Genomic DNA, 15,226 nt, shown 5'->3' with positions numbered 1-15,226 from the left:
TTTGATGCTAATTACGTAACAAATTTCGTATTACGTAATGCACATGCCACGCGCTCAACGCCCACAGGTACTGGATCTGATCGCTCAGCTGGCCCCCGGCCAGCCGCTACCTGCCGCGGCGCTGGCCGAGCGTCTGGGGGTGGACCGGATGGCGCTCAGCCGGCTGGTGGCCGCCAGTGGCCCGCAGGTGGTGCGCATGGGCAGCACCCGGGCAACCGCCTATGCGCTGCGGCGGCCCACCCGGGTCGGCAGCGAATGGCCGCTGTACCGGCTGCGCGAAGATGCGACGCTGGAGGAGCTGGGGCGGGTAATTGCGCTGGTAGGAGGCGGCTTCCACGTCGATGCCGGGCCTGACTGCCCGAACCTGCGACGCGCGCCCGAAGGTGACGTTGCCGCCTTCTTTCCTGACTTGCCGTGGTACCTGGATGACCTGCGACCGCAGGGCTTTCTTGGTCGCAGCTTCGCCCATGGCCGTGCGCAGGCGCTCGGCCTGCCGAAGGACCTCAAGAGCTGGCAACCGGACGATGTGTTGATGGTCCTGGTAACCGCTGGCGGGACTGAAGCGGGCGATCTGCTGCTCGGTGCCGCCGCCGTGGAGGCGGCGATGGAGACGTTGCAGGTGCCGATCGATCGGGTTGCGGCCGACGATCGTCTTGCACATTATCGCGAGCGTGCGCGTGCTGCGCTGGACGGAGAGGACGTGGGCTCCTCGCCGGGTGGCGAGCAACCCAAGTTCACCGCCACCGTAGAGGCCTACGGCAGGCGCCGCTCGGTCCTGGTCAAGTTCGCGCAACCCGATGAAGGCGCCGCCGCCCAGCGTTGGAGCGATCTGCTGGTCTGCGAACATCTGGCGCTTGAGGCCCTGCGCGAGTCCGGACAAGCCGCGGCGTCCAGCGAACTGCTGCAGTCGCCCACGCACACCTTCCTGGAAATCGAGCGCTTCGACCGCACGCCCGATCTGCTGGGGCGGCGAGGCCTGGTCTCGCTGCTGTCGCTATCGTCAGCGTTCACCGGCGAGGTCACCCCAGCGTGGCCGGTTGCAGGCGCCGAACTGCGTGATCAAGGCTGGCTGACGGCCGACACCGTGCAGGCGATGGGCCGACGCCACGCGTTCGGGCGGCTGATCGGCAACAGCGACATGCACCACGGCAACATCGCCTTCCACTTCATTGATCGCGGCCCGCTGCCATTGGCGCCGGTCTACGACATGCTGCCGATGTCGCTGGCGCCGTCAAAGCTGGGCGTGTTGCGCGCGGACGAGCCGCTGTCGCCGGTCGCGCCGCTGGGCAGTGGTGATCTGCAGCATCTGCGCTGGGCGGCACCGGTGGCTGAAGCATTCTGGCAGTGTGTGGCTGTTGACGGGCGGATCCAGTCGCCAGCAATGCGGTCATTGGCGGGGGCGAACGCCGAGCGGGTGCGGGAGATGGGCGAGCGGTTTGGGTGAGCCAGCTGTTGCGCAAGCCTAGGCGCGTGGCGTTGCGCAGCGATGGCTGAGGGTTTTTCAGTGTGTCTTGGCGCCGGCGGGTAGCCGGTTGAGCGCAGGCTCCACTACACTGTGACGCTGCGCCGGGCCTATAGCTCAACGGTTAGAGCAGGGGACTCATAATCCCTTGGTTCCAGGTTCGAATCCTGGTGGGCCCACCAATTCAGCGTGCATGATCGGCTGCTGGTGTTCCTGCAGGCATAAGTTGACCGTTTTGGACAACTTATGATGGTTAAACAACCAAAAGGCGCCCGACTCGCTAGGCTAGCGCGGACTTCGGCACGCCCCCTGGCGGAGCGGATGGGAGACGTTACACAAGCAAGCCCCAGTCGAGCCTGGCTTGAGATGCTCGAGGCTGCAGTGATTGCTCCGTCCCCTGCGAGTCCAGCATGGGCCGTGGAACCGGCACGCCTGTACTATCAGCGTGTGGACTTCGTTGCTGATGCCAATTCGGCGCCGATACGTGCCAGTACGACATCGCGCAGCGTTCCAAGGCGCAATCCATCGATGGCCGCGGTGTAAAGATCATCATCGCGCCGTGAAATTGGCAAGCCTTCCAAGCGGAGCGATGCTGTCGCCTCAGTGAGTGCCTTCTGGCGCTGCGACTTGCTGGTCATTGGCAATCCATCCCGATGTGTAAATTATAGCGCAGAGCATCTGATAGCCATGCACCGTGCGCCGCGCGATGCGGTGCGCCGGCGCTACTCCTCCCGGCCCGAGCCCTGAACTTGAATGTTGCCGAAAAGACGGTGCAACATCTTGAATATGGGCCTACGCGCTCCGAGATGGTTTCCGCAACTTGCTTTGTAGGCGGGGTGACTGATGGCAAATGAAGGTAAGTGGCCCAGAAACATGTACACCGGACCTGGGGGCGGGGCGTATACCGGGCCAGGCGGTGGGATGTACACCGGCCCGGGCGGAGGCGCCTACACCGGCCCAGGAGGAGGCCTTTACACTGGTCCGGGAGGTGGTGCGTACACCGGCCCTGGTGGTGGCATGTACACCGGCCCAGGGGGCGGCGCTTACTCAGGCCCGGGTGGCGGCCTGTATACCGGGCCTGGTGGTGGCCTATACAAGGGGCCCGGCGGTGGGCTTTACACCGGACCCGGTGGTGGCATGTATCGGGGGGCGGACTCCTCACCCTACGTGGGGAACTTCCCACCCTGGCCTCACTTTGCTGCCAAGCTACGTGCGATGGGCCGTCTGGCAGAAGCAAAAATTATCGAGGATGCGCTGAAAGTGATCGGTCGCCAGATCTGAGGCATCTCAGGAGCAGGCCTTTGCAGGCTTATGCGTTGGAACGTCCTGTTTTTGGTGACTCTTTCCGGTGCACCTAGAGCGAATAGCGTCTGTTGGCTTCAATTGGGTAAATCAACATCGCGTGGAGCAGTGCTTCCTCATGGGCAGAATCTGAGGCCTGCTAGGGTAATGCTCGCTGCGCTTAGAGACTACGCCGGGGTTGGAGATGTTCAGTGTTGATTGGACTGCTGTTTCAGTAGCCGTCGCGGTTCTAGTGTTCGTTGCTGACCGCAGGGATAAGCGGCAACGACTCGCGGCTTCCAGCACAGTGGTGATGGAATTCCTGGCTCAGGATATGGTTCGCCTTGCCAGGCAGTCGAGGGAGATGGGGATGTACGCGGCTTCGTTGTCGATCGATGATCCCGAGCGAAGTTCACGCGCTGATCTTTACCTTACACAGCGGGCGGAGCAATTGAGCATCGGCTCCCTTGAGCGGCATGCGGACGACCTTTCATCGCTGCCAACGACAGTAGTTGAGCGTTGTGCTGTTTGCTTGACCGGGATACGGCTACTGCAGGAAACAGTCGAGCTTCTGACGGCAGATCGGCCGGTCGGTCGTCACTACTTAAGCTGGAAGGATGGAAAGCATGCAGTCAATGTAGCAGCTGCAGATTTGATGCGCAGCGCGGAGGCATGTACCGAAGCAATCGATCTCATCCGGCGTGGTTCTCTAGTCCGATCGTAGCCGCTAGGCTCTTTGTCGTCACGCAAGCCCGGTTCGCTGGTCAGTGCTGTTACTACTTCTCTAGGAGACTACAAGAGTTCCCCTGCGCAATCGATTCTCGTACTACATTCAGCCGGTACGTCATGTCCTGCTTGATAGCGAACATCTCTCCTCGGCCGCTAATGATCGGCGGACAGAATTCTCCGTACCACATGCATGGGAGCGCCTGATTGCTCGGCAATCAGGCGCGCTCGGATCTTTACTGGAAGGCGCTTCGTATCTTGCGTCATGGATCGAATCGCTTTTGCGGCAGCCAGGGTTTGCCGTTCCAGCTTGGCTCTGCTGCACTCACGATGCAGAGCACTGAGTTGTCCGGTAAGCCACGGAAAGCTGTTTCTGGCAGCGGTGGCGCTGTAGTTCCGGCTGCGGCAGAACTGAGCTGTAGAAGGGTAGGGCGGGCCTGCCTCGAGGGCAGCCTCCAGTTCCTTCCGAAACCACGCGGTACGGTTCGCTCGCAAGTGGGAACTTGGTCTGCGCACCTTTCGCGGTGATGCATTGCCAATCTCCAATCCAGATTGGGCGGCTGCCGAAGCTGGCGAGGTTATCAGTTGCACGATGTCCACACCAAAGTGGGTAGCCACTGCAATCAACGACGTCAGCTGCGGAAGAATCGGGCAGTGCCTCGTGTGGAAGATGTCGCCAAGATGCTTTCCCCAATCCTTGGTAGGGCTGCTGACGTTGCTAAGGAACACCTGCAGCGAACCCGAGGCTGCTCCACGGACCTCTCCCAGTCGGAGGATCAGTTGCTCTGTCTGCTCCTCACCGAATGGCGGTCGCGGCGCATAGTCCCCGATAGACGTTAGGTTGGATAGGCTTTGACCGCAGGTACTGCATTGGTCTAGCTCGACTTTGCTGCTGTCTTTGGTTTGCCCTGACCCGCAGTGAGGGCAGTTGCGTCGAAGCCGAAGCTTATGAAGACTGCAGCGTTCAACGCCTTGGATTCGCCACAGTAGACGATCATAGGGTGGCCTGCCGGCTTCACGATCACCCCTGAGACAAGCAGGGCACCAGCATCTTTCATGCTTTATGGATCCGATGCAATTTCCTGCGCAAATGCCCTGTAAAGCGACGAGGGTCGTTCCCTCCAAGTCATAGCCAAACGCATAATTGAGTGCGGTTAGCGCAATAGAGACATTCGGACTGTAGCCGTCCCATCTCAGCTCTTCACATCGAGGGAGATGGCTTCCAGTTTCGGTCCACCAGCGAGACTGCAGGTGCGATATGAACTGAAACCGCGAAACGCCGTGGGCATATGAAATGCGGTGGAGCAGCGAGGACAAGCACTCAACCTCCAATGTGCCAAGGGCGATAGGTGCAACATGGAAGTATGCGTTCATCGCCGACGCTCAGCGTTGCCAACTGGATCCCGCTTTGGAAGCCGCTTGCCTGGTCTGCGAACTGCTTTTCTTCCAGAGAAGTCCGTGGTTGGCGCGAGTTCCAAGATGCCTGTGTGATTTTTCTCAATCGGCTGGAGAGCAGACTCGCCAAACGTGATGTCTTCCGCGATCTCCGCCAGCTGCTGCTTATACCTGGCTGACTTGAAATGCTCCATGCGAAGCCGCTGCGATCGCAACGAGGTCATCCGCGCTAGCGCAAGAAGGATCCAGTTGCCAACAAGTCCACACGACCCCAGTGATCCTTCGTATAGGAGATCTCTCATCTCGAGAAGGGAGTGCCCCTTTGCCCATGGGAGTAGAACGTCATAGGATGCGAGAATCCTGTCGAAGCACCCTGCATCAGAGGTGCTAGTTCCGTAGCGCGGAAAGTGAAGGATAGACAGCCTCCCGTTCATGTGAGCAGAACAGAAGCATTCCCTGAGAAGTTCGTATCCGCCGATGAGAAATATCAAGGCGCCAGTTTCATTCCCAAGGCACTTCAGTGATTCCAATGCGGCTTCGCGTCCGGACCGGTCCTTAACGCGTAGAAGATGATGGGCCTCGTCGATGATCAGTAGCTTGGTGCGCCTGTACTCAATCGCGCGACGAAGCTGTAGGCGCGCATTGGTCTCTGTAAGCTTCAGCCTTAGGGAGTGCTCGGGATCGCCATAGAACGGATGGCCGAGTTGGGCGAGGAGGTCTAGGGTTAGGTAGCGCATGGACATGTAGCCGGCATCGGTTCGACTGCAATCCACAACTACGTAAGGAATGGAATCCGGGTTGGAGTGTGGGTACACCTCTCTCGCGGCGGCCCTTCCGGCAGTGCTTTTCCCCGCTCTGGGTGGGCCCACCATTGCAATCACAGATCCATCCCCGCTGAATGTGATCAATGCTGCTGCAGACCTCACTGCCTCAACGTAGCGAGGATGCGGAAATCGAGCGCTATTTACGGCCTCTCGAAGATGCTTGTTCATGATGCATCACCGGGACCATAAGGCAGTATCAGGGCACGTCGCGCTGGTAGCCTCTTGCGGGGCACAGCTGGCTTCTGCGCCTTGGATACGCTAATCGCCCTTTGCCTGGCCTTGTCAGCCTCAGCGAACCGCCTTGTCAGCTTGGCTGTCTCGATCGACGCGGCTTTAGCGAGGAGCGCACGGCCTCTGGTGCTGCCCAGGAACCGTATCGAGTCCAGAGCCGGCGTAAAGTCCGTCGTAAGGTCAATCGCATGTTGAGAGCCATGCCGGCAGGGGATACGTTGCCCGTCTATCAGCACATAGAGTGTATTGGCGTCCCAAGGCTCGACATAGGCTTCGAAGGGTCCCCGACCGGATCTTGACTCGAACAATTTGGGATGCCTGTACCATCTCGCGCAATGACGAATTCCCCGCGCTCGATCAAGCCTCAGTGGCCTCCGGAGCGGAATTGCCGTTCTGGCGAGCAGCTCGCGGGTGAAGGGTGTGGGTACTCCACTTTCGGGGAATGCAGCTAGAAGTGACTCTGAGGCGTGTGATCGACTGTGAAGGCAGCCATCAGAAATGTTGTTGTTGTAGATGCTGAAGATGAACTCATCCATGGTCTGATAAGCCGTTACAAGCGTCCAGCTTGTTTGACTTCGTCCTTTGAACTTTGCTGTAGCTGATCGTCCTCTAGCGTCGTTTGTCGTGTTCCCTGGCTGCTGGCTGAGGTAGGACTTGAGCGAACGGAACCACCCTTCGATCTGCCCGCCAGAGCGTGGTTCTCCTGGGGGCCTGCTTTGCTTTGAAACGCCCAAGCTGGCCAGGGTGGTTTCAAAGTATATGGAGTTGAACTCGGCTCCGTTGTCCACGACGATCGACTCAGGGAGCCGTCCCCAGCGCCGTGCACAGTCGCGGAGAACTCCCAGCACGCTGTAATTGCTTGGACTGCTGAAGCTCAAGGACGTAGCTAGCACTTGACCGGTGGCATGATCTCGAAGTGCAGTTATCCAAGGCTTGCTGGTGATTGGCGGCTTGGTGTCAATCACGACTACGTGCAGATCGCACTGGTAGTGGTCGGTATGCGCCCGCTCAAATGCCCGTGCCGGAGATAGGTGTGTCAGCGCCGGGTCCACCGGTGGGGCGGAAGCTGCAGCAGCTCTTGTCCCGCTCCGGGCCCCTTCAGCGATTTCCTTTGGCAGCCGTTTGCACCGAAGACGGAAGGTCTCCTTGGATGCGGCCACTGAGTTACCTAGTAGCTTGCCCTCGGCAATAGAAAGCTGATGATCAAGTAGGTACTGCGAGTATGCCGCCTGAACACTTAGGGCATCTGCGCTGAGGAAGTAAGTGCTGATGGCGCGATCCATCACTGCGAATTCTTCAGGTGTCTGCCTGGGCGTTCTATTACCCTTTGACCGATGTAGTGGGCGGAGAGCCGATGGGTCACCCCCTGCTCGGAGAAACCGCGCGCGCCAGCGCCTCGTTGTTCGATCAGACTTCATCGCAGGCACCAGGCCACGTATGACGAGCAATCGGCCGTGGACCTCTACTGCCTCTGCTTGTGTCAGCTGGAATGGATGATCGGCTGCAGTGCCCAGCATGTCTAGGCGATGAAGATGACTGGTCACGATGTCAGGTTCAAAGGAGGCCAGGCACTCATCAGGTACCGACAGGCGGCATCGATTGAGATCGGTGAAGAGAGAACCTAGCTCTATCAACCGCACGACCTCATTCGCTGAGGAAGTATTCGCAGCAAGCATTAGCTGGCCCAGGGTGAAGACTTTTCGCTGCCTTAGCGCGGAGCAGGCTTTAGCAAGCTGACGAGCATCGATGCTTCGCGTAGAGGCCTGCCGAAGACGCAGCAGAAGCAAGCAGTTCTCAGCGAAAATTCTTCGTGAGCATCCGTCAGAGACCACGCGGTGTACTAGGCCGATTTCTTGGAAGTGCGCGTCAGCTGCAAGGTCAGCTGCCTTCGTTCCGTCCCACGTCCATCTGTTGGGATTGGAACTGGCCAAGCGTTCACACTCGGAGGCAGTCTTGACCTGGACCACCTCGACGCTGGATTCCTTCAATGTGAGGAAGTCGGCTACGTAGTTCGCCTTTCTCCTCCTCCCGTGGCAATCCAACACATCTAGACTTACAGCGGGCGGCTGGTCCCAGTACTCGATGACGTTTGCGTCGTACTCAAGCTGAGCGGCGCATGTGTGCTCCTCCGTACTCTCAAGCGCCACTGAAAACCCCATCTTCGCGCTTGGGTAGCGCCAGACGGTGTTGTGGTATCCGACAGATCTGACGGATCGCGCCGGCTCACTAGAACGGGTGTCGGCTATGTAGCTGATTGCAGCGGCCGAAAGAGACAATCGCTCTACGTACGACTGGAACTCTGGGGCAGATAAAGGCATGAGACCTCCTAATCCGCGCTGGATCCAGCGCAGACGGGCAAAGGGCGGCCGCGCGGCGCTATGCCACGGGGCTTGACTTGCATGGAGGGCGAAGCTCAATATCGGGCAACGGATCGAGAAGCCGTTTGCCGTATCAAAGGCCGCACACTGCAAATGTGCGGCCTTTTCTATTGAGGGCCCGTGCTTTCGCTAGCTCATCGGGCTTCCTCCTCGCTGTTCAGGGATTGGTGTAGCCAGGCGCATACCTCTTCGCGACGAGCGAACCAGCCTCTACGTCCAGGAATCTGGAACATCTTTATAGAGAGCCGTCCGGTTCGGCGTGCTTTTGCGAGGGCCTCCCTTGTGGGGAAGCCCAACAGCCTGGCTGTGTCCGCCGCTGAGAAGATGGGGCTGTCGGGGACGGTTACGCCAAGTGGCGGTGCCGCCCAGAACGAGCCGGGAGGGGGCGGTGCGGGAGGGATCTGAGAGCCTGGCATGCCTAGTCGCGCTCTGTCCGGTCTGATTGAACCTGTATAGACCTATTGTTGATCTGGCGCAAGTTGTTGAAAAGTAAGATATAAATATATCGAACTCGGATCCGGGGTTGGCGGCTGCCTCAGCCACTTGAACTAAGCCGCATTCGCAGCTTTCGTCCCGCTATCGGGCATCTATGTCACGCCACTGTCTCTTTGCCCCAGAATTCCTTGCCACTGGTGGCCCGGCTAGCGTGCGACACGCCTCGGGTGAGCGCCTGGATTCAGCGCGCAAGCCACTTCGTAGCCAGAGAAAGACGCTTCACCTTGATCACCGCCGCTCCTTGCTTGGCTTCGTTGACGATGGTGAACGCCTCAATTGCAGGAACCTCCACATAAGAAAGCTATCTGCGTAGGGGTAATCTGACAGACAGGATGCCTCGATCGAGGCGAGTATTGGTGCGACCGCAATATGGCGGTTCGAAAAACAGGGGGCGCAATGGCAACTGAAAAGAAGAAGGTCGCAGAGAAAAAGCTTGTGGCCGAGGATCAGGTAGCACCGCGGGCTCGAATGCACAAGCTAGTAATTAGAAACTTTCGGGCAATAGGCAGGCAGGCTGTTGAAATCGAGCTAGACGACATCGTTGTCCTGGTAGGTGCGAACAACACCGGGAAGAGCTCCATCCTTCGCGCGTACCAGCTTGTGATGGAGTCGGGCGCGAAGGGGGACCTGCTGGCCGAGGATTTTCCTGGAGGCTACGTCACGGGTGCAGAGTTGAAAGACGAGGACATGCCGAGTATCGAACTAGAGACCGTCCTCTTCGCTGATAGTAAGCCGCCAGCTGATAAATGGATTGATGTTCGACCCAATGGAGATCGACATGTAAGGGAGCGTTGGACTTGGTGTTGCCCTGGTAAGCCTAAGAAAAGGGGCTTCAACGTCGAGCTCAACGCTTGGGACGCTAACCATGGCCCTTGGGGAACCGCATCCGTTGCTCAGTCCAATAGGCCCGAGATGCACAGGATTGAAGCCTTCGACGATCCCAAGAAGCAAGCCGATAGCATCATTTCCCTTCTGGAGGAGGCGACTAAGCAGCGGGTCAAGGCACTTATCGAAGAAGAGGGCAAGGAAGGTGCTTACGCAAAGCTCCTTGCGGGAGTCGCGGAACTCCAAAAGGCAGTCGCAACCGAGGCAATGGAGGCGATCGATGAGGTGCGTCTAGAACTGGTGAGGGCTATGGCCGATGTCTTCCCAGGCTACAGTATTACGTTGGACGCTCGTCCAGAGGACGATCTAAGCAGGAGCATATCCTTCTTCAAGGCCCCGCCAGTTCTCAGAATGGGGCCTGCAGATGGGCATCAATCGGATCTGGAGCGACAGGGCAGTGGAGCCAGGCGAACGCTTATGTGGAACGCGCTCAGGATCATCGCGGACCACAAAGCGGGAGCGAAAGGAACGGAAAGGCCCCATGTGCTGCTACTGGATGAGCCTGAGCTGTGCCTGCACCCTGCCGCAGTACGTGATGCTTGCAACGTGCTTTACTCGCTTCCTGGCGGAAAAACATGGCAAGTGATGGTGACTACTCACTCGCCCGCTTTCATCGATCTCTCGCGTAACAATACTTCAATTGTAAGAGTGGAGCGATCTCAGGCCGGAACCGTCTCAGGCACAACGATCTTCCGTCCTGATCGGGCTAGGCTAGGCGATGAAGACAAGGAGCGGCTGAAGCTCCTGAATATGTATGACCCCTATGTTGCCGAGTTCTTCTTCGGTGGTCGGACGGTGATCGTCGAAGGGGACACTGAGTACGCGGCATTTCGGGAGGTTATTGCAGATGATCCGGCGAAATTCCACGATGTGCACATCGTGCGGGCGCGCGGGAAGTACACCATTGTTGCGCTCTGTAAGATCTTGAACCAGTTCAAGTGTTCCTATTCCGTGCTTCACGATGCAGATTTGCAAAGATCAAAGAATCGGAAAGGCCAGCTGGTCGCAAACAGTGCATGGGTAGCCAACGGAAGGATTCTCGAAGAGGTGAAGAACTCTCCATCCGATGTTCGCCTTGTTGCCTCTCTGCACACATTCGAGGTGGCAATGTTTGGTGAACTCGTATCAGGAGAGAAACCTTACGCGTCGTGGCTAAGAGTTCGGGAGGATGCACTGGCTAGGAAAAGAGTACTTGATCTGCTGGAGTTCCTTGTAAGGAGCTCGGATGACTGTCCCGCCGGCGCTTTGGAGTGGGACGACGAGGCTGCGTTATCGGCGGCTGTCGCAGAGTTCGAGCCCGTAGCAGATGAGGTTGTAGAGGGCTGATTGGCGGTCGGGCGTGCAAGCCCGGTCGACCTCAAGCAGCGTCTCGAGTGCTCGATCGGGCTACTACTGCGCTCTGGGCTCGTTTAGCGCAGCGCTACTTCCCCCGCGGCTAACCGGCGCCGGCGTACGTTATGCAGGCGTACCAGATCGATTCGCAGGCTGCTAGTCGGCGCGAATGCGGCTCAAATTAATCTTGCAATGCTACGGATGAGCTGGGATGGCATATCCTCTGGGGCCGCTTGCTGCAGCGCCGTTTGACGCTGGCGCGTACATCCTATGGCGCACTTGTTCAGTGGAGGCTGTATCCTCGAGTTCTGTTGTAAGGATTAACTCAGATGAGCGGCGTGCTCATCAGGCCGCGCAGTCGGGTTGTGGGTGTGTCGAATGATAATGTTGGGAGCGAAAATCATGGAAGAAAATTTGGCCAAGATGCGAACGGCCGTTCATGCCATGGCAGAGACGTTCGGTGTGACGTACTGGGTGCCGCATGAGGATGACGAGCTTGTGGATGCGAGTCTATTCCAAGAGTTCTTGCCTGGGATTCTGAGGACGTCACATCTTTTCGAGCACGTCATCCGGATGCCGATGGATATGCGTGAGCTGTTCTCAGATCGCACGGCGGTTCTAAATGCGCGCCAGCTTGGAATCGTCAAGATGCGCGTAATTCCGATTCAAATGTCCGCATTCGCAATCCTGATGGCAATTGATAGAAGTCCATTCAATGTCGTTCTCTCTACTTCGGATCTAGCGTCGCAAGTGGCTGACATACTTGAAGCCGCTGGTAGTGATTGGCTTCACCTGTCAGAAGGGGGCGAGCCTCGGGCAACTGCGCTTGATCATGCTAATGATGGAGTCTTCTATGAGTATTTCCGCAACTTAGTTCGGTCGAAGAATAGTCCGGAATTTGCGAAACTCTGCCAAGAATTCTTGGAGGCCCCGCTGCGAAGGTGGGGAAAGCTGTCTGTCGATTGTCCGAGTTACGCTCACAATATTACGCGGCCAAACGAGCTGGCGCTGGCTGGGATTCGAGTCGATATGCGCGGGGAGGAGCCAATGACGCCAAGTGCTCCGAACCTCTACTTCACGGGCTCCGTTCGATGCGCTCGGGCAGTTCGTGCAATGCGCCTCAAGATCCTTCAGCAGAATGCTCTCGCGTTACACATTAATCATTTGACGGTTTGTGTCGACTCTATCACTTGGTCGCTTGCGCGTTCTGATATTCGGAAGATGGTCGTAAAGTCGGGTATGTCTCGTCAGGTCGCGGAGTTTGTTCACGCTATCGCGAAGAGAACCGGGTACGCATCAAAGATTAGTATGCCCAAGAGGCCGGGATCAAATCTCGGCTTGGATGGTCCGGAGGCCGGATCGGCTCTTGCGACACGTTCCAAAGAGCTCAGTGCCTTCTCAAGCGGGATCACGCTGCACAGCGGATTGGTACTCACGCCGGTGGTGCGCCTTAATCCCGGCATGAATTGCATCCGTCCAGATCTTATAGATTTTGGGAACTGTGCGCGTGGAAATGGCCCGCACCGTGACTTTAAGCTTAACAAGCTGGCCCGGAGGCTCTCCCTCAGAATGGCCTCTTCTGTGGGTGACTCAATGATTTCCGAGATCCGAGGTTCTGCACGCAGCATAGGGAAAGTATCGCTAGTTTCAGATCTTCCACTCGAGTTGTTGCCAGTGGATGGGGTGCCATTAGCGCTTAGGCACGATGTTTCGCGCATTCCATGCAATCCCGGAAATTTGATGTTTGCCGAATGCGTGCAGAACGAAATAATATTTGTTTCGAAGGCTAGCCTAGAGGAAATACTAGTAGTCCGTAGTTTCTCCGAATCAGATCCAATTTCCGGGCATCTTGAACTGGCTCTGCGAACACAGATTGACGGGCAGACGGGGAAGAGGCCGATTGTCAACTTTAAGGATGTGCGAAATTCTGAAGAGTTTGTTGATGCCGTATCAGGTTATAATGGCTCTTTGTTGATATTTGATGGTCACGGGTCGCGCGACTCTGAGACTGGCGTAGGATCAATCATCGTTGGTGGCGAGCCGCTCGATATTTGGAGCCTTAGGGACAAGCTTGCGCTGCCACCAATCGTCCTCCTCAGTGCCTGTGATACTTATCCAATTGATGGAAGTCACGGGTCGTCAGCCATCGGCATGCTTGCCTTGGGAGCGCGTACCGTACTTGGAACTCTCTCGCCAGTCCATTCAATGCGGTCAAGTGTCTTTCTCGCCCGGTTGATTCTTCGTCTATCTGAATTTTTGCCGCTGATCATGAAGCGATCGCGCCATGGCGTGAACTGGAGGGACTTGATGAGTGGGATGCTCCGAATGGTCTATGCGAGTGAGGTGGCACATTCGTATAGCTCGTCTGTCGGGTTGGGATGGTCGAGTGTTCGGCACTCGCTGGTCGAAGCCAACATGGAAATTAATCAACGGAATCCGCAGTGGCTACAGAGGCTTGAACGAAGCCTTGCATTGGCCACGGGCACTCACCTTTCCCAAGTGCGGGCTTATCGCGAGAACTATGCTTGGTTCACCGATTCGATGAATTATGTACAGCTAGGTCGGCCTGAACTCATCCACGTCGTCGATCAGTCGCCCCGGGACTATTGGAATGAGAGTGGTCTAGGTGCCATGAATCGCGCACGCTGAAGTTCTTTTCCTTAGCTAAGCCATTCATGTCAACGCTCGGCCGTGTGAGGGCCAGGTTGTGGTTGTTTCCCGTGGACAACTTACGATTGTAGGAACAGCTGGTCTCCTCTTCCCCGCGCGCACTGCCTTCAAGGCAACATCTGATCCACACGCAAGGATCGAACATGCCGACACCCGCGCCCCGGTGGAAGACTTCACCACTGAAATCGAAGACAGCCGGCATCTGTTCGCCTGGTGCCTGGTGCGCTACGGCCAGATTCCCGAAGCGCTGGCAATCGAACAGGCACGCGAACGTTATCCCGACCAGACCGCCGGCCACGAATACGAACACGAACTGCTCTTCCACGACGAGCCCTGGCATTGGGCGATGCTGCACGTGCTGGGCGAAAGGTACTGGCACCAGCACCCGGAACTGACGCAGCCTTCGCTGGAATACGACACCGAATTGGACGCGCTGTGCCTGGCGCGCGGCGAGCCGATTCCCTTGCTGGATGAGGATGAGTATCTCGGTGCGCTTGCGCACGCGCGCCATATGCATGCGTGGACGTTGATCCATCAGGCAGGGATTGACGAAGAGCAGGCACAGCGGCAGGCGCTTGAGTACTACGCGTACTTTCCGCCGCATCATCGCTGGCGCATGTGCGTCCACGATGCGCGCGCTGCATGGGTCGACGTGATGAGCGTGCTGCACATCAATGACTACTGGAGCCGGCCCGAACTGCAGAGGCCGCCTGAGGCGTACTGGCGCGCGTCACGTGCATTCGCCCTGGCGCAGGGGCTCCAGCTGCCGGAAATTCCGCCTCCCTCATGAGAGGGCGCTGCAAGGGTGGCATGATGCGGCTTCCGCCGATCCGTACGACAAGGAGCCCGCATGAAGCGCAGTGCCCGTATGTTCGTCGCCCTGACTACCCTTGCGGCACTGCCTGCCGCTGCCGAGCCATCCGACTCACCCAAGCGCCCGTCGGTTGACACCCTGCAACGCCTGATCGTCGACAAGGCACCGCAGACGCGCGTAGCAACACCGGACCACGAGCGCATCACCGCAAGGCGCATCGATATCGTCGATGACACGGGGGTGATCCGCATGACGCTGTCCGGCAAGACACCGGCACCGATCATCGATGGCCTGCAGTACAAGCGCGCCTTCAACGTGGCCGGCATGGTGCTGTATGACGACAAGGGCAGCGAGCGTGGTGGCTTCGGTACTGCCGATGTCGATGGTGGGATGGCAGTGCTGGCTCTGGATCATCCGGCGATGGATGCGATCGGCTGGCGGGTATCGCCGGACGGCGCGGTGAGTTTTTCGATCAACCAGGCGCCGAAACTGATCCGTGAGCCTGCATTGGGCAACAAGCTGATTCCTGGGGTGCAAGCACCGACCCGCATCGGTCTGGTGGTCGGGCCTGACGGCACGCCGGCCATTGCCTTGAACGACAAGGCAGACCGCACGCGACTGCGGCTGACTGTCACTGCGGAAGGCTACGGCGCGATCGAGTTCCTCGATGCGCAGGGCAAGGTGCTCCACACATTGGCGCCGGAGGCTGAGCTTCGGCGCTAGCGCGTGCGGG

9 protein-coding genes and 1 tRNA gene are annotated in these 15,226 nt (G+C 58.1%); 6 read left to right on the top strand and 4 right to left on the bottom strand.

The annotated features are described in order from the left end of the window. Positions 1-43: 43 nt before the first annotated feature. Positions 44-1,444, top strand: a complete 1,401-nt coding sequence (gene yjjJ / locus SMAL_RS18135; protein WP_041864687.1) for a type II toxin-antitoxin system HipA family toxin YjjJ — start codon at positions 44-46, stop codon at positions 1,442-1,444. A 124-nt stretch (positions 1,445-1,568) separates the two neighbouring features. Then, positions 1,569-1,644, top strand: a tRNA-Ile gene (locus SMAL_RS18130). Positions 1,645-1,902: 258 nt separating this feature from the next. On the opposite strand, the gene SMAL_RS18125 is transcribed toward SMAL_RS18130, so the two are convergent. The 4 genes from SMAL_RS18125 to SMAL_RS21355 form a co-directional block, all read right to left on the bottom strand. Further along, positions 1,903-2,100, bottom strand: coding sequence for a hypothetical protein (locus SMAL_RS18125; protein ID WP_041864592.1), 198 nt, complete (start codon positions 2,098-2,100; stop codon positions 1,903-1,905). 1,525 nt (positions 2,101-3,625) lie between these two features. Beyond that, positions 3,626-4,843 (bottom strand): TniQ family protein, encoded by a 1,218-nt coding sequence (locus SMAL_RS21345; RefSeq protein WP_012512209.1) that lies wholly within the window; start codon positions 4,841-4,843, stop codon positions 3,626-3,628. Beyond that, complete coding sequence (locus SMAL_RS18115; RefSeq protein WP_012512208.1) at positions 4,840-5,856, bottom strand: ATP-binding protein; 1,017 nt, start codon at positions 5,854-5,856, stop codon at positions 4,840-4,842. Before SMAL_RS18115 ends, SMAL_RS21345 begins: the two co-directional genes overlap by 4 nt. Next, the gene (locus SMAL_RS21355; RefSeq protein WP_489660300.1) at positions 5,853-7,202 is read right to left on the bottom strand and encodes a hypothetical protein; all 1,350 of its coding nucleotides are present in this window, start codon (positions 7,200-7,202) and stop codon (positions 5,853-5,855) included. The genes SMAL_RS18115 and SMAL_RS21355 overlap by 4 nt, the downstream gene beginning before the upstream one ends. Before the next feature lie 1,986 nt (positions 7,203-9,188). Between SMAL_RS21355 and SMAL_RS18110 the strand changes: the two genes are divergently transcribed. The 4 genes from SMAL_RS18110 to SMAL_RS18100 all read left to right on the top strand — a co-directional run bounded on the left by SMAL_RS18110 (position 9,189) and on the right by SMAL_RS18100 (position 15,216). Continuing rightward, positions 9,189-11,003 (top strand): ATP-dependent nuclease, encoded by a 1,815-nt coding sequence (locus tag SMAL_RS18110; protein ID WP_012512206.1) that lies wholly within the window; start codon positions 9,189-9,191, stop codon positions 11,001-11,003. 390 nt (positions 11,004-11,393) lie between these two features. Next, entirely contained in the window at positions 11,394-13,658 is a 2,265-nt protein-coding gene (locus SMAL_RS21065) for a hypothetical protein (protein ID WP_157628475.1), read from the top strand. Between the two features lie 184 nt (positions 13,659-13,842). Next, complete coding sequence (locus SMAL_RS18105; protein WP_012512204.1) at positions 13,843-14,469, top strand: hypothetical protein; 627 nt, start codon at positions 13,843-13,845, stop codon at positions 14,467-14,469. A 60-nt stretch (positions 14,470-14,529) separates the two neighbouring features. Next, positions 14,530-15,216, top strand: coding sequence for a hypothetical protein (locus SMAL_RS18100; protein ID WP_012512203.1), 687 nt, complete (start codon positions 14,530-14,532; stop codon positions 15,214-15,216). Positions 15,217-15,226: the final 10 nt, after the last annotated feature.

The organism is Stenotrophomonas maltophilia R551-3, from assembly GCF_000020665.1.
Taxonomy (GTDB): domain Bacteria; phylum Pseudomonadota; class Gammaproteobacteria; order Xanthomonadales; family Xanthomonadaceae; genus Stenotrophomonas; species Stenotrophomonas maltophilia_L.
Note: the sequence above shows the minus strand (reverse complement) of the source record. Positions and strands in the feature narration are given on the sequence as shown.